The sequence below is a fragment of the Bradyrhizobium sp. JYMT SZCCT0180 genome (assembly GCF_018130165.1).
GTDB lineage: Bacteria > Pseudomonadota > Alphaproteobacteria > Rhizobiales > Xanthobacteraceae > Bradyrhizobium.
Genome location: NZ_JAFCLZ010000019.1, coordinates 89,920 through 103,691, shown reverse-complemented (window position 1 = coordinate 103,691; position 13,772 = coordinate 89,920). Strand labels below are relative to the sequence as shown.

Here is a 13,772-nt window from a genome sequence, read left to right as displayed (position 1 = left end):
AAGAGATGCACTCCAGAATCCAGCGAACGATCGCGGCTGCGGTCAGACGGCGAGAGAAATGGAGGACCTTATGGCGTCATGGCGTGACGACAAGGCCCGGGCGACCCTGATCCACGAAGCCGCGGGTAATGTGCAGCCGGGCAAGGCGCCCCGATCCTTTGCCGAGCATCTGTTCGGCCATACCAATCTCGAGGACCTCGCCAACTACGATGCGGCCTCCCTGGCCTTCCTGGCGGAACAGGCCTGGGAGCATGTGCAGCAACGCACCACGGGCCGTGCCGACATCCGTGTCGTCAATCCGATGATGCCCGACGGGCGCGAGATTTCCGTGCTCGAAGTTCTCAACGACAACATGCCCTTCCTGTTCGATTCCACCATGGCCGAGCTCGCCGAGCGGGGCATCGAGGTCACGCTGGTCGCCCACCCGATCATCGCCGTGGAGCGCAACGAGCAAGGCAAGCTGGTGCATTTCTACGGCGAAGCGCTGCCCGAGGGAGCAAAGGGCGAACGCGAAAGCCTGATCCATTTCCACATCGCCCGCCTGGACGCCGAAGCCGACCGCCAGAAGCTGATCGAGGGCCTGACCAGGACGCTCAGCGACGTGCGCGCCTGCGTCGCCGACTGGCGGGCCATGCGCGCCCGGGTCGAGCAGGCGATCATGACCTTCCGCTCCAATCCGCCGCCGCTGCCGATCGACGAGGTCGCCGAAGCCAACCAGTTCCTGCAATGGCTGTGCGCCGACAATTTCACCTTCCTGGGCTTGCGCGAATATCGATTCTCGCCCGACGCCGATGCGCCGGACGACATCAGCACGGGCGAAGGCCTCGGCATCCTGCGTGACCCCGATGTGAAGGTTCTTCGCCGCGGCGCCGAAATGGTGGTCATGACGCCGGAAATCCGCGAATTCATGCGCGAGCCGACCGTCCTGATGGTGGTCAAGGCCAATGTGAACAGCCGTGTTCATCGGCGCGTCCGCATGGATTATGTCGGCATCAAGCTCTATGCGCCCGACGGGCGGCTCGAGGGCGAGTTGCGCCTCGTCGGCCTGTTCACCTCGGGTGCCTATACCCGCTCGGCGCGGCAGATCCCCTATGTCCGCCACAAGGTCGAGCAGGTGTTGCAGCGCGCCGGCTTCGACCCGGCCAGTCATTCAGGCAAGGCGGTCCTGCATATCCTCGAAGACTATCCACGCGACGAGCTTTTCCAGCTCGATGCCACGACGCTCTACAATTTCGTCATGGATGTCCTGACGCTCTATGAGCGTCCCCGCGTGCGGGCGCTGGCACGGGCCGACAAGTTCGACCGCTTCGTCTCCATCCTCGTCTTCATTCCGCGCGAGAAATATGACACCGATGTGCGCACGCGCGTCGCGGACTTCCTGGCGCAGGTCTACAAGGGGCGCGTGGCCGCCTCATACGCTTCCTTCCCCGAGGGATCGCTTGCGCGCGTCCACTACATCATCGGGCGCTATGAGGGCAAAACGCCCGTCGTCGAGCGCGCGACGCTGGAAGCCGAGATCAGCACCATCGCCGCGACCTGGGGTGACAAGCTGAAAGCGGCGCTCGCCGCCTCCACCGACGGCATGCGAGCGCGCATGCTCGCCAACCGTTACGCCCAGGCCTTCACTGGCGGCTACACCGAGGCTTTCGGCACCTCGCAGGCGATTGCCGATATCGCCACCATCGAAAAGCTCACCCCGGCGCGGCCGGTGGCGATTTCGGCCCACCGCATCGACGGCGAGGACGATCCAACACGCTTCGGTCTCAAGGTCTTCTCGCTTGGCGCGCCCCTGTCGCTGTCGTACCGGGTGCCGGTGATCGAACATCACGGCCTGCGCGTCGTCAACGAGCGCACCTATCAGATCGTGCCTCGCGCCATGCCGGCGCCGGCGCCGGTATGGCTGCACGACATGACGATCGAGGCCAATGACGGCAAGCCGATCGTGATCAGCTCGGAATTCGGCCATCGTCTGGAAGCCTCGATCATGGCGGTGGTCGGCGATCGGGCCGAATCCGACGGATACAACGCCCTCATCCTGCGTACGGACCTGAGCTGGCGCGAGGTTTCGACCATCCGCGCGCTCTCCCGCTACCTGCACCAGATCCGCGCGCCGTTCAGCCAGGACTACATGTGGGAGACCTTGCGCAAGAACACCGCGATCACCGCCAGCATGGTCGCGCTGTTCCAGGCCCGCCTCGATCCGCGCCTCGCCGCCACCGACGCCGAGCGCTCGGCGCGTGAAGCGACCCTCCTCACCGAGATCGAGGAGCAACTCCAATCCGTCGCTTCGCTCGACGAAGACCGCATCCTGCGCCGCTTCACCAATCTGGTGCAGGCAGCCATCCGCACCAATCTGTGGCAGATCGGCCAGGACGGACATCCGCGTCCGGTGATCTCGTTCAAGTTCGACGCGCGCAAGATCGAGGACTTGCCGGCCCCGCGGCCGCTCTACGAGATCTTCGTCTATTCGCCGCGTGTCGAAGGTATTCATCTGCGCTTCGGCAAGGTCGCACGCGGCGGGTTGCGCTGGTCTGACCGGCCGCAAGACTTCCGCACCGAGATCCTCGGCCTGGTCAAGGCCCAGCAGGTCAAGAACGCCGTGATCGTGCCTGTCGGCGCCAAGGGCGGCTTCGTGCCAAAACGCCTGCCGCCGCCCTCCAATCGCGACGCCTTCATGGCCGAAGGCACCGAAGCCTATCGCATCTTCATCCGCTCCATGCTCGAACTCACCGACAATCTCGACGGCGACGACATCGTGTCGCCCGACTCCACCGTGCGGCATGACGGCGACGACCCCTACCTCGTCGTCGCCGCCGACAAGGGCACCGCCACCTTCTCCGACATCGCCAACGCGATCTCGACCGAGAAGAACCACTGGCTCGGCGATGCCTTCGCCTCCGGCGGCAGCCAGGGCTATGACCACAAGAAGATGGGGATCACGGCGCGCGGCGCCTGGGAGGCGGTGAAGCGTCACTTCCGCGAGTTCGGCACCGACATTCAGACCATGCCGTTCACCGTCGCCGGCGTGGGCGACATGTCCGGCGATGTGTTCGGCAATGGCATGCTACTCTCGCCGGCGACCAGGCTGGTCGCGGCTTTCGATCACCGCGACATCTTCATCGATCCCTCGCCCGACCCGGCCGTCAGCCACGCCGAACGCCTGCGCATGTTCAACCTGCCGCGGTCGAGCTGGCAGGATTACAACAAGGGGCTGATCTCACAGGGCGGCGGCGTGTTCTCGCGCTCTCTCAAGGCCATTGCGCTCGCCCCGGAAGTGCGCACCCTGCTTGATCTCGACAAGCCGCAAGCCACGCCGTTCGAGGTGATGACGGCGATTCTGAAAGCGCGCGTCGACCTGCTCTGGTTCGGCGGCATCGGCAGCTATATCCGCGCGTCGGGAGAAAACGACGATCAGGTCGGCGATCGCGCCAACGATCCGATCCGCGTCACCGGCGCCGATATCCGCGCCCGGGTGATCGGCGAGGGCGCCAACCTCGGCGTGACCCAGCGCGGCCGCATCGAGGCCGCGCAGAAAGGCGTCAAGCTCAACACCGACGCGATCGACAATTCGGCCGGCGTGAACACCTCCGACGTCGAGGTCAATATCAAGATCGCGCTGGCGCGCCCCGAGCGCGAGGGACACCTCAGTGCGGCTGACCGCAACAGCCTGCTGGCCGCGATGACCGACGAGGTCGGCGTCCTGGTGCTGCGCAACAATTATCTGCAGACGCTGGCGCTTTCTCTGGCCGAACGCAAGGGCTTGGCAGAGACCGGCTTCCTCATGCGCCTGATGCAGTCGCTCGAGCAGCGCGGCCTTCTCAGCCGCGCTGTGGAATTCCTGCCCGACGACGCAGCGATCGCCGAACGCGCCCGGCGCGGCCAATCCCTGACCCGGCCGGAACTTGCCGTACTGCTCGCTTACGCCAAGCTGACGCTTTACGACGACCTGCTCGCCGCCAGCGTACCTGACGATCCGTATCTTGCCCGCGAATTGTCTCAGTACTTCCCGCGCGAGCTTGAGGACAAATTCCCCGCTGCAGTGGAGCAGCATCGCCTTCGACGGGAGATTATCGCCACCAATCTCGCCAATGCCGTCATCAATCGCGGCGGCCCGGCGTGTGTCGTGCGCCTGATCGACGAGACGGACGCCGAGGTGTCGACCGTCGTCATGGCCTTCGTAGCGGTGGACGAATCCTACGGTCTGAAGCGGCTGAACGACGCGATCGATGCGCTCGACACCCGCATCGACGGGCAATTGCAGCTTACCCTCTACGCGGCGCTTCAGGATCTCCTGCTCTCCCGTATGGTCTGGTATGTGCGCAACGTCGATTTCAAGGCCGGCCTGGACCCGGTCATCGCGCGCTTCGGCCCGAGCATCCGCGAGATCGTCGCTGGACTCGACAAGACCCTTCCGGAGGACTTGCTGGCCGGGCGCGGCAAGCGACGGCAGGACCTGATCGATGCCGGCGTCCCAGCCGACGTCGCAGGCGAGTTCGCCGATCTCGACGCCTTGGTCTCGGCGCCGGATATCGTGACTGTAGCGGAGCGCACCAGCCGAACCATCGGCGACGCCGCCGCTACCTTCTTCGCTGCCGAGGCTAATTTCCGTCTCGATCGCCTTATCGCCGCGGCACGCAGCGTCCCGGCCAACGATAATTACGAACGTCTCGCCATTGATCGCGCCATTGACCAGATCGCAGCCGCCGAAAGAAGACTGGCTGCGGACATGCTGGCAACCGGCCAATGCGGCCAGGAGGCCGCCGAGAACTGGCTGGCGGCTCATCCTGAAGCGACGCGCATCCGTCGCTCGGTCGAGGAGATCGTAGCCAGCGGCCTGACGCTCGCGAAGCTGACGGTGGCGGCGAACTTGCTCGGGGATATGGTGAAAGGTTGAGCAGGCGCGCTCACAAGCGATTCGGGATACCGGTCAGCCCGACCATTCTTCGTCCCAAACCTGGACGACGTGGCCCGGCGTGACCTCGCGGTACTGGCGAACCGGAGGCTGGTAGTCGGGCGCGCGCACCGGACTTTTGATTTCGTCGTTGGATACACCGCGCTTCTCGGCGCGGCGCGCCGGATCGGGGATCGGCACCGCCGCCATCAGCTTCCTGGTATAGGGATGCTGCGGATTCCCGAACACCGCCGCGCGGGGTCCGATCTCGACAATTTCGCCGAGATACATGACAGCAACACGGTGGCTCATCCGCTCGACCACCGCGATGTCATGCGAGATGAACAGATAGGCAAGACCCATGCTCGCCTGAAGGTCGAGCATCAGATTGACCACCTGCGCCTTGACCGAGACGTCGAGCGCCGAGACCGCCTCGTCGGCGATGATCAGCCTGGGCCCGAGCGCCAGCGCGCGGGCGATGCAGATGCGCTGGCGTTGCCCGCCGGAGAACTCGTGCGGAAAGCGCGACGCCATATCTGCCGTCAGTCCGACGCGAACCAACAGATCGGCAACCTTGTCGCGCGCTTGCGACGAAGAAGCCAGTCCATGGGCATAGAGCGGCGCGGCGACCGCCGAGCCGACCGACATGCGCGGATTGAGGCTCGCGAACGGATCCTGGAAGACGATTTGCATGCGCTTGCGCAAGGCGCGCAGGGCCCAGGCACCCATGCCGAGGACATCCTCGCCATCGACCCGCACGGAGCCGCTGTCCGGCTCGACCAGCTTGAGGATGGACCGTCCCGTCGTCGACTTGCCGCAGCCGGACTCACCGACAAGCGCCAGTGTTTCACCGGCGTGCACGCTGAAGGATATGTTCTCCACCGCATGGACGCGGCCCGAGACCTTGCCGAACAGGCCGGAGCGGATCGGAAAGCGCGTGGTCAGGTTGGCGACGTCGAGCACCGGCCGCTCTGATGCGGCGACGGTATCGGGCGTCTCCGTCGGTTCATCCGACGTTCCCGTCACCTTGTCGACGATCGGAAATCGCATCGGCCGCGCCCGCCCCTCCATGGAGCCGAGACGCGGCACGGCGGAGAGAAGCGCGCGGGTATAAGGATGCGAAGGCGCGGCGAAGATCCGTGCAGTGCTGTCGGCCTCGACCGCCTGGCCGTCATACATCACCACGGTGCGGTCCGCGATCTCGGCCACCACTCCCATGTCATGGGTGATGAAGAGGATCGACATATCCTCTTCTTCCTGCAGAACCTTGAGGAGCTCGAGGATCTGCGCCTGGATCGTGACGTCGAGCGCGGTGGTCGGCTCGTCGGCGATGAGCAGCTTCGGTCTGCAAGCCAGCGCCATGGCGATCATCACGCGCTGGCGCATGCCGCCGGAGAAGCGATGGGGATGTTCATGGAAACGCGACTTCGCCGCCGGGATGCGGACCCTCTCGAGCAAACGAACGGTCTCGGCCTCGGCCGCCGCGCGCGACATGCCCCGATGGTAGATCAGCGCTTCGGCGATCTGGAAGCCGATGGTCAGCACCGGATTGAGGCTGGTCATCGGTTCCTGGAAGATCATGGCAACTTCGTTGCCGCGCACATCCTGCATGGTCTGTTCAGGCAGCGTCAGGAGATCGCGGCCCGCCAGCTTGATGCTGCCCTCGATGCGGCCGTTCTCTTGCGGAATCAGCCGCATGATGGAGAGAGCCGTGACGCTCTTGCCCGAACCAGATTCCCCGACGATCGCCACCGTCTCTTTCGCGGCAACGTCGAACGATACGTTCCGGACGACGGGAATCCATTGCCCCTCGCGCGTGAACGAGGTGGTCAGACCCGAGATCGACAGCACCGGCGAACCCGCCGCCTGGGCCGGCTTCACGCCGGTGGCGAGAGGGTCAAGTCCGCTTGGGCCAATGCTCATCCTGAAGCTTTCAATGCACGGTTTCAGTAGCCGCGGTCATGATCGACACGACCCGGCAGGGCTTCGCCGCGGCGGTGGCGAGCGATGGTATCGAGTACGAATTCGACCGCCGCTTCCGGCGTCGTCATGCTGGCGATATGTGGCGTAAGGAGAATGCGCGGATGGCTCCAGAACGGATGGCCCGCCGGCAACGGCTCGGGTTTGGCGACGTCGAGAACGGCTGACGACAACAGGCCGCGCTCCAGAGCCGCAATGAGGTCTGCCTCGACCAGATGCCCGCCCCGCCCGACATTGACGAGTTGAGCACCACGCGGCAGCGCCTCGAACAGACTCATATTCAGGATGCCGCGGGTTTCATCGGTCAGCGGCAGCAGGCAGACAAGGATGTCAGTCTGCGCGAGGAAATCGGGCAATGTCTCCCGGCCCGCATAACAACTGACACCCTCTATGGTGCGTGGGGAGCGGTTCCACCCCGCAAGCGGAAAGCCGAATAGTTTGAGCCGTTCGAGCACCGCCTGACCGAGCAGACCGAGGCCCATCACGCCAACACGTCGTTTCGCAGCCGGCGTGACCCGGATCTCGCGCCATGTCTGCTCGCGCTGCTGGGCGATGAAGTGCAGGAGATCACGGTGCAGCGCAAGCACGGCCATGGTGACATACTCAACCATGCCCTCCGCGATGCCGGGCTCCAGCATGCGGATCAGCGGAACATGGGGTGGGATCTGCGAGAAATCGAATTGATCGACCCCTGCGCCGACCGAGAAGATGAGTTCGAGATTGGGGAAGGTTGCGGCGATGTTTTCCGGCGGGCTCCACACCGCGAGATAGCGCACCTCTGCCGGATCGCCGACATCGGGCCAAAGCCGGAACGGCAGCTCCGGGGCGCGCGCCGCAAAATGGTGGGCCCATTCCAGCCCGCGGGTCGCGTTCGCCTTGTAGAGGAATGTCATGGCGCGGGGCCGATCCGATGCCGCTAGAACAGGCTGACCGGCGCCAGCGGCCGGCCGTCGATGAGGCGCGTATGGCTGTAGGCCGCCGGATCGACCAGCGGTGTTTCGCCCGTGACGAGATCGGCAGCGAGCTTGCCGGCTGCCGGGCCAATGCCGAAGCCATGACCGCTGAAGCCGGTCGCGAGGAAAAACCCCGGCATCGCATCGACACGCGAAATCACCGGAATGGTGTCCGGCGTCGTATCGATTGTGCCTCCCCAGGCCTCCGCGACTTCGATGCCCTTCAAATCAGGATTCGACTTGATCAGCGCCGCGAGCGCCGAAGTGACCAGCGACATGTCAGGCGCGGGATCGCGCACCCGCTCGGTTTCGAACGGCGAAGGCTTGTCGAGGCTCCAGCTGGTGCCGCGCATGATCTGATCGAAAAACGACTTTCCGAACGACAGCTTCAGTCCCTTGCGGCGCTGCTTGTAGGTCGGCCAGAAAGTTTTGGCATAGCGAAACAGATCCGGCGACACTTCCACCGTGCCGCGGCCGCGCAGCGCCAGCGTGAAGCCGCCATCGAGGCGGCGGCGAATGCAATAGAAGTCGGTGCCGAGCGCGCCCATCGTGATTTCCGGCGCCGGCGTGGTGCGGCACGCGGTGGCGTTGACGAGGCCGATCGGCAGCTCGATGCCGTGGCGCCGGCAAAACAGCGACGACCACGCGCCACCCGCCAGCAGCACGGACTGCGTGCGAATAGCCCCCTTCTCGGTGACGACCGCGCTCACCTGTCCGCCCTGGGTTTCGAGCCCGCGCGCGGCACATCCCTGGTGAATCGTGACACCGTGCTTGCGCGCGGCGGCCGCGAGCGCCGGCACCGCCATCGAAGGCTCGGCGCGCCCGTCACTCGGCGTGTGCAAACCGCCGACCCAGCTATCGGCATTGCCGGGCACGCGCTCGGCGACCTCGGCCGCCGACAGGACCGTCGAATGAACCTGCTGTTCGCGGGCGATCTCGGCCCACTTCTCCCATGCGGCCAGTTCCTGCGGGTTCTTGGTCAGGAACATGACACCGGTGCGTCGAAACCCGGCATCGACGCCGGCGTCGTTCTGCATGTCCTCCCACAGCCGCAGCGCCTCGCGGGCCAGCGGGATCTCGGCGCGGGCACGGCCCTGCTGACGGCACCAGCCCCAGTTGCGGCTCGACTGCTCCGCGCCGACATGACCCTTCTCGATCAGCGCGACGGAGTGTCCTTTCTTCGCCAGATGATAGGCCGCCGAAACGCCGATGACGCCACCACCGATGACGACGACATCGGCTTGCGCCGGCAAGCGTTCGTCGCTTGTGATGCGGCTCAGTGGCGGGGACATGAGACTCTCCTACAGTAGCGTTGATCGAAGCCGGACGGCTCCTTATGGGATGTTCATGCGCGGATCGAGCGCGTCGCGCAGTCCGTCGCCGAGGAAGTTGAAGCTGGTCACGGCCAGCGTGATGGCAACGCCCGGCGCGATCGCAAGCCAGGGCGCACTCGTCATATAGATCTGCGCATTGTTGAGCATGTTGCCCCAGCTCGCGGCCGGCGGCTGAATGCCGAATCCGAGATAGCTGACATAGGATTCGAGCAGGATCGCCTTGGCGACGTTGAGCGTGGCCGCAACCACGATCGGCGCCATCGCGTTGGGCACGAGTTCGCGGAACATGATCCGCAGGTTGGACGAACCGAAGGCGACGGCGGCGATCGCGAACTCGCGTTCGCGAAGCGAACGGACCTGCGCTTCCACCACGCGGGCGACGCTCATCCACGCGGTGGCCGCGATCAGCAAGGTGGTGGTCATCAGGCCCGGCTCGGTGAGCGCCGCCAGCGCCAGCAACAGAAAGATCGCGGGGAAGCACAGCACGGCATCGACGAACCGCATCAGCACGGCGCCGATGACGCCGCCGTAGAAACCCGCGAAAGCGCCGACAAGGATGCCGACCGCCATGGCGATGGTCATGGCGACGATGCCGATGGAGAGCGACACGCGACCTCCCATCATCAGCCGCGCCAGTACATCGCGGCCGAGCTCGTCAGTGCCGAGTATGTGGGCTCCCGACAATGGCGGCGCGAACCGCTTCATGATGTCGATATAGGTGTCGTCGAACGGCAAAATATAAGGGCCGAACGCCGAACCCAGCACGAGGATGACGATGGTCACGGCACCCGCCAAGGCGAGCCGATGACGGCGGAAGCGCTGCCAGGCGGCCTGGCCTGGAGCAAGTTGGACGGTCTGCAAGGCTGCGGTGCTCATCGCCTATCCCACCCTGATCCGAGGATCGACGACGGCATAAAGGATGTCGGCGAGAAGAGAACCGATCAGCACCATCATGGCCGAAAACATCAGGATGCCCATCACGACCGGATAATCGCGATAGCCGATGGAATCGAGGAACAGCCGGCCCATGCCGGGCCAGGTGAACACGGTCTCGGTGACCAGCGCGCCGCCGAGCAATGTTGGAAACTGAAGGCCCGCAACTGTGATCATCGGCAGCAGGGCGTTGCGCAAGGCATGCACCGTCAGGATGCGCCACTCCGGCATCCCCTTGGCGCGCGCCGTGCGGATGTAATCCTGGTTGATGACTTCGAGCATGGAGGAGCGCATGAAGCGTCCCCAGATGGCGGTCTCGACAAGCGCCAGCACCACGGCCGGTGCGATCAGATGATGCAGGAGATCGAGAAATGAGCCGTCGCCGATCGTGTGCCGGTTGCCGGACGGCAGCCAGCCGAGCTTCACCGAAAACAGATAGATCGTGACGAGCCCGAACCAGAACGTCGGAATGGAAAGCGCGATCATGGCGCCGACGGTTGCCAGCGAATCGAACAATGAATAGCGGCGCACGGCGCCAAGCACGCCGATCCAGCAGCCGAGCAGAACCGCGATGAGGGTCGCGGTCGCCATCAGTTCGAGCGTGGCGCCGAGATGCGAGCCGATGACGGACAGCACGGGCTCGCCGTCCCGATAGGAGCGACCCCAGTCGCCTCTGACCATGCGCCCGAACCAGTCGAGATACTGGATCGGCAGCGGACGATCGAGGCCCAGCTGTTTGGTGACGCGATCGAGGTCCTCCTGCGTCATTTGCGCCGAGGCGGCGAATTGCGAGAGCGGGCCGCCAGGCGCCAGATGGAGGATCGCAAAGCCGAGCGCCGAGACAATCACCAGCAACATGATCGCCTGCATCAGGCGATTGGCGACGTAACGGGCCATTCAGGCAATCCCCCGGATCAGACGCGTCAGGTCCAGTACCATTCGCGGATGTTCCAGCAGTTGGACGAGGCGTTGATGTTGTGCCGGAAGCCTTGCAAGCCTTCCTTGACGCCCTCGGTGATGGTGCCCTGGAACAGCGGCAGCACCGCGAGGTCGTTGCGGATCAACTTCTGAAGGTCGCCATAGATCGCCTTGCGCTTGGCAAGATCGAACTGCTTGGCGCCTTCGGCGAGCAGCCGGTCGGCCTCCGGACTCTGGTATTGATAGGTGTTGAAGCCGCGTCCGCCTTTGGCCGGGATGGCGCCCGAGCCGAAGCGCGGCGTCACGTCCGGATCGCTGCCCAGCATGAAGTTCACCGACACCAGGACCGAGTTGAACTTCGACTGCTGCCAGAACTCGCCCCAGATCACCGCAGCCGGCATGTTGTTCACGCGCATCGCGGCGCCGATCGCGCGCCAGTCCTGAATCAGCAGTTGCTGGGTTTGTTCGCGCACGGCGTTGCCGGACGTGGTCGAATTGGTGAATTCGAGCTTGGCGCCGCCCTTCTCGCGGATGCCGCCGGCGCCGCGGACCCATCCCGCCGCATCGAGCAGCGCATTTGCCTTCGCCGGATCGTAGCTGTGCTGCGGCAGGCCCTGCTGGAACGACCAGGCCTGTTGCGGCACAAAACTCTCGGTCTGCGTCGGCAGGCCGTAATTGAGCGCGTCGATGATCGCCTTCTTGTTGATCGCGAGATAAAGCGCCTCGCGCACCGTGCGGTCGGTGAATGGACCGAAATCCAGATTCGGCGCGACATGCTCCACCGAGGCCGTCGACGACACGAAAATCTTGCGGCCGCGCAATGTTTTCGCCTCTTGCACGAAGTTTGGCAGGATTCCCTGCAAGCCCGTGTAATCGACCTGGCCGGTGCGGAACTGGGTGTACAGGACGGTCAGGTCCGGGATGTATTTGAAGACGACGCGCTCCAGATAAGGCCCTTTGCCGTGGTAGCCGGTATGGGCGTGCAACAGGATGTGGTCGCCAGGCACGCGCTCGCCCCAACGGAACGGTCCGGTCCCGACCGGCGCATTGTGGAACGGCGAGCTGTTCGGATCCGACACCTTCTCCAGGATGTGCTTGGGCACCATGCAGGTCAGCGACAGGATCGACATATAGGGCGAATACGGCGCCTCCATGCGCCAGTGAACCTCGTCGGGCGCGACGACCTTGATGTCCTTGACCAGGTTATGGCCGACGCGGTTGCGCGCGCGGAAATCCGTGTTGTTGATCAGCTCGAGCGAGAACTTGACGTCATCAGCCGTAAACGCCGTGCCGTCATGCCACTTGGCGTTACTGCGCAGCTTGATCTTCCAGGTCAGGCCGTCGGCCGACAGTCCGCCGTTCTCGATGGTGGGGACTTCGCGGGCCAGGTCAGGAACGAAGTTGCCATCGGGATCGATGAACCACAGCGGCGAGAAGACTTGCCACCAAACGCCCTGATCGACCTCGATACCGGGCATCAGGGGATGAAAGACGGTCGGCTCCTGCGACAGCGCCGCGATCACCTGCCCGCGTGGCTTGGCGGGCGGATTGCCGGGACGTTCGGTCTGGGCAAAGGCGGAAGTCGAAACGGTCAGTCCGGCCGCGGCACTGGCGCCGAGCAGCATGAACTGCCGGCGGTTCGGTATGACGGGGTTCAGATGGCCCAGCGCTGGAACGTCGAACTTGCCAATTTTGTCCGCCATGAACCCTCTCCGTTTCCGCACGAGGCGTCGTTTCCCCACTTCCGGGTGAAAACCCGGCAATGGAGGGGATTGATCGAACTTTAGCATTTCTAAATATTTGCACAGAAATTTCATCACAGCTAAATAATCGAGTCAATCGTAATGATGGTATGACTGGTCAGTTTAGTAGGACTGATCGCGTTTGGTGCCGGCACGAAAAGGTTGGGCGGCGAGATATGGAGAACGACATGGGTGGCCGCAGCGGCGCGGGCGTTCCGAAGAACGCCCAGGCGATCGAAAGCGACGACGCGGTCGATCAGCGGCGTCTCGGCGAAACCGTGCGGCTGCTGCGCCAGCGCGCAGGCTTCTCGATTCAGGACGTCGCCAAACGCACCGGGCTGTCCACCGGCATGATCAGCCAGCTCGAACGCGCGCTCGCCATGCCCTCCGTGCGCACGTTGCGTCTCCTCAGCATCGCGCTCGACGTGCCGATCTCCTATTTCTTCGGAGCAACCGACGCCGGCGAGCCGCAGCGCTACATCGTTCGGAAGAATGACCGTCGGCTGCTTCGGCTCACCGCCAGCGGCGTCGTCAAGGAAGCGCTCACCCCTGCGGAGAAGGGTGAACTCGAACTCTATGAACTCACGCTCAACCCCGGCGGCTCGTCGGGCACCGACTTCTTCCAGCACACCGGTGAAAAGGCGGGCTACGTATTGTCGGGCAGCCTGCGTCTGTGGCTCGACCACGAAGCCCATGTCCTGGAGGCGGGCGACAGTTTCCGCTTCCCGAGCATCGTGCCGCACATGTTCGACAATCCGACGCAGCAGGTAGCGCGCGTCATCTGGGTAACGACGCTGCGCCGAACCGATCCGCCTACTGGTTGACGTGCGCGGTGCGGCCGCCGACACTGTGAGCGTCGCAACGTCTCACGCGATTCTGCGCTAATGGAAAACCAGCATGGCGTGGCAAGCTGCCTAGGCATCGAACGGCATGACCCGCCACTCAAATGAAATACCGTTCCCCGCATGTATGGGCGACATCGACATTCCGCTGCATCCCGCGCTCGCGGAAAGCATTGCGG

The 13,772-nt window shown here is 64.4% G+C and carries 8 protein-coding genes; 2 read left to right on the top strand and 6 right to left on the bottom strand.

Going from position 1 to position 13,772, the window contains the following annotated elements; genetic code table 11:
* Positions 1 to 58: 58 nt before the first annotated feature.
* Positions 59 to 4,894, top strand: a complete 4,836-nt coding sequence (locus tag JQ641_RS26405; protein ID WP_211998800.1) for an NAD-glutamate dehydrogenase — start codon at positions 59 to 61, stop codon at positions 4,892 to 4,894.
* 33 nt (positions 4,895 to 4,927) lie between these two features.
* Here JQ641_RS26405 and JQ641_RS26400 read toward each other — a convergent pair whose 3' ends face one another.
* From JQ641_RS26400 to JQ641_RS26375, 6 genes are read right to left on the bottom strand one after another with little or no spacing between them, the layout of a single operon-like run.
* Positions 4,928 to 6,814 (bottom strand): ABC transporter ATP-binding protein, encoded by a 1,887-nt coding sequence (locus JQ641_RS26400; RefSeq protein WP_211998799.1) that lies wholly within the window; start codon positions 6,812 to 6,814, stop codon positions 4,928 to 4,930.
* Positions 6,815 to 6,837: 23 nt separating this feature from the next.
* Positions 6,838 to 7,764: a 2-hydroxyacid dehydrogenase gene (locus JQ641_RS26395; protein WP_211998798.1), complete on the bottom strand. Its 927-nt coding sequence runs from the start codon at positions 7,762 to 7,764 to the stop codon at positions 6,838 to 6,840.
* Between the two features lie 23 nt (positions 7,765 to 7,787).
* Positions 7,788 to 9,116, bottom strand: coding sequence for an NAD(P)/FAD-dependent oxidoreductase (locus JQ641_RS26390; protein ID WP_211998797.1), 1,329 nt, complete (start codon positions 9,114 to 9,116; stop codon positions 7,788 to 7,790).
* A gap of 42 nt (positions 9,117 to 9,158) precedes the next feature.
* Complete coding sequence (locus JQ641_RS26385; RefSeq protein WP_211998796.1) at positions 9,159 to 10,034, bottom strand: ABC transporter permease; 876 nt, start codon at positions 10,032 to 10,034, stop codon at positions 9,159 to 9,161.
* A 3-nt stretch (positions 10,035 to 10,037) separates the two neighbouring features.
* Entirely contained in the window at positions 10,038 to 10,988 is a 951-nt protein-coding gene (locus JQ641_RS26380) for an ABC transporter permease (protein WP_211998795.1), read from the bottom strand.
* 26 nt (positions 10,989 to 11,014) lie between these two features.
* Complete coding sequence (locus JQ641_RS26375; RefSeq protein ID WP_211998794.1) at positions 11,015 to 12,712, bottom strand: peptide ABC transporter substrate-binding protein; 1,698 nt, start codon at positions 12,710 to 12,712, stop codon at positions 11,015 to 11,017.
* A 227-nt stretch (positions 12,713 to 12,939) separates the two neighbouring features.
* Between JQ641_RS26375 and JQ641_RS26370 the strand changes: the two genes are divergently transcribed.
* Positions 12,940 to 13,575, top strand: a complete 636-nt coding sequence (locus tag JQ641_RS26370) for a helix-turn-helix domain-containing protein (protein ID WP_211998793.1) — start codon at positions 12,940 to 12,942, stop codon at positions 13,573 to 13,575.
* Positions 13,576 to 13,772 lie beyond the last annotated feature (197 nt).